Source organism: Pseudomonadota bacterium, from assembly GCA_018242545.1.
GTDB lineage: Bacteria > Pseudomonadota > Alphaproteobacteria > 16-39-46 > 16-39-46 > 16-39-46.
This window is the reverse complement of the sequence record JAFEBT010000107.1, coordinates 1-2,548: the sequence shown is the minus strand read 5'-3', so window position 1 is coordinate 2,548 and position 2,548 is coordinate 1. Positions and strand designations below refer to the sequence as shown.

Annotated in this window: 2 protein-coding genes; both read left to right on the top strand. The window is 36.6% G+C overall.

The genetic code is table 11. The annotated features are described in order from the left end of the window. Nucleotides 1-1,268 (top strand): MFS transporter (locus JSS34_08725; protein ID MBS0186380.1); only part of this gene is annotated, 1,268 nt, incomplete at its 5' end. Between the two features lie 232 nt (nucleotides 1,269-1,500). Beyond that, on the top strand, nucleotides 1,501-2,514 hold the full coding sequence (locus JSS34_08720; GenBank protein ID MBS0186379.1) for an MFS transporter: 1,014 nt from the start codon (nucleotides 1,501-1,503) through the stop codon (nucleotides 2,512-2,514). Nucleotides 2,515-2,548: the final 34 nt, after the last annotated feature.

Genomic DNA, 2,548 nt, shown 5'->3' with positions numbered 1-2,548 from the left:
ATGTTCATATGGCTGTTCTTTTAAATGATCTTTTTTTCCCAAAAACAGATCCTAAGACGGCTTCTCTTTTAACCGCTTTTGCTTTTTGCTCAACCTATCTTTTGCGGCCTTTTGGAGCCCTTTTATTTGGGTATATTGGAGACCATTTAGGCCGCAAAACAACGGTTATTATGACGACGATGATTATGGCGATGTCTTGCATTATTATGGCAACGCTTCCAACTTATGCTCAAATTGGGATTACGGCAGCTTGGCTTGTAACATTTTGTAGAGTCGCACAAGGGTTATCGTCGATGGGAGAAATTTTGGGAGCTGGGATTTATATGACCGAAGTTACCAAGCCTCCAGCACGTTATCCAGCGGTGGGGCTTATTGGTTGTGCATCTCGTTTAGGAACCGTTGCCGCACTTGGGATTGCGATGCTTGTAACCAGTCAAGGGTTTAATTGGCGAAATGGCTTTTGGATTGGAGCGGCTATTGCGGTGGTTGGATCTGTTGCGCGCACACGCTTACGTGAAACGCCAGAATTTGTTGATATGAAACGTCGGATGAGAAGAGCCCTTGAAGACGTAAAAGAAAAGAGTCCTGAAAAGGCAGAAAAATTACTAGCGCTTCAAGAAACTTTAAAGCGTGAAAAAGTTGCTTGGAAAACGATGCTTGCTTATTTTGTTATTTCGGCAGGAACAGCTGTAAGCCTTTATTTTAATTATTTTTATTGTGGGGGGCTCTTAAAAGAGATGGGATTCACACCTGGTGCAATAATCCAACAAAACTTTATAATTTCAATTTTTGAACTGGCTGGGATGATTTTAACTGTTTATCTAAGTTATTGGGTTTATCCCTTAAAAATCTTAAAATTTAAAGCTCTTTTTTATCTTCCTTTTCTTATTTTATTTCCTTTTTTATTAAGTAACTCACCAACGCCCTTAACAATCTTTTTAATACAAGCTATTGGTGTCATGATCGGGCTAACAGGTATTCCAGCAGATGCTATTTTATTTGCGCATTTTCCTGTTTTTAAAAGATTTACATATGTTAGCTTTATTTATGCTATCTCACGGTCTTTAATGGCTGTTGTAACGTCTTTTGGCCTTGTGTTTCTAACAGATTTTTTTGGATCATGGGGACTTTATTTTATCTTAATTCCTTTTACAGTAAGCTTTCTATGGGGCGTTTATCATTATGAGATATTAGAACATCGTACGACGCGATCTTTCCTTGGAAATTTATTTCAATGGCGATCAAGTTTTCATAAATCATTTACGTAAAATAAGGTGAGTTTTTGGTGAATTAGATGATGTTAGCGTCATCTTTTTAAAGAGATGACGCTAATTTCAACAAGAAACTTTAGGCCAAATGTATCGTATGTTTCTTGTACTTTTTAAGTTGTTTTATGCATAAAGACCAATAAGAAAAGCTTTTCTATTTAAGTCTTTTATGAAGGAATATTTTTGAGATTTTTAAAGCGTTATTTTAGAAAACAAGAGAGGATTTAATCAAATGAAAAAGATTTTAAAACCATTTTTGTCTTCTCTTAACAGAGAGCAAAAGGAAGCAGCAGGACTTTTGCAACTAGGCGCTCTTTTTGAATATTTTGATCTCATGCTCTATGTTCATATGGCTGTCTTTTTAAATGTTCTCTTTTTTCCAAAGACAGATTTGAAGACAGAGTCCCTCTTAACGGCTTTTGCTTTTTGTTCAACATACTTATTCAGACCCCTTGGAGCAATTTTTTTAGGATATATTGGAGATAACTTTGGACGCAGAGTTGCTGTTATTTTAACAACAATGATAATGGCAATTTCTTGTATTATCATGGCAACGCTCCCAACATACGCCCAAATTGGAATTACGGCAGCTTGGATTGTAACAATTTGTCGAGTTGCACAAGGCCTTTCTTCCATGGGAGAAATTATAGGAGCTGAAATTTATTTAACAGAGCTGACCAAGCCTCCTGTGCAATATTCTGTTGTTGGATTTATAGGATGTGCATCCCGAATGGGAGCGATGGCAGCCCTTGGAATTTCTTATCTTGTAACGCATCAAGGCTTGAACTGGAGAAGTGGGTTTTGGATTGGCGCAATGATTGCAGTCATCGGGTCAATTATTCGAACACGTTTGCGTGAAACACCGGCATTTATAGATATGAAGCGGCATTTAAACAGAGTACTTGACGATATCAAACAACAGGCGCCTGAAAAAACTCAAAAACTTCTTATTTTAAAAGAGAAATTGCAACGTGAGAAGGTGTCTTGGAAAACAATATTTTCATATTTTGCGATTGCCTCAGGGGCTGCTTTTAATTTTTATTTTGTTTATTTTTATTGTGGCGGACTTTTACGGGAAATGGGATTTGAAATTCGAGATATTATTTATCAAAATCTTATTGTGTCTACGCTTGATTTTTGTGCCCTAACACTGACTGTTTTTCTAAGTTTTCGTATCTATCCTCTGAATATTTTAAAATTTAAAACGCTTTTATACCTTCCTTTTCTAGGGCGTGTCATCAATTAAATTGACAAAGAAGGAGAGAGAAGAGATATTGAGG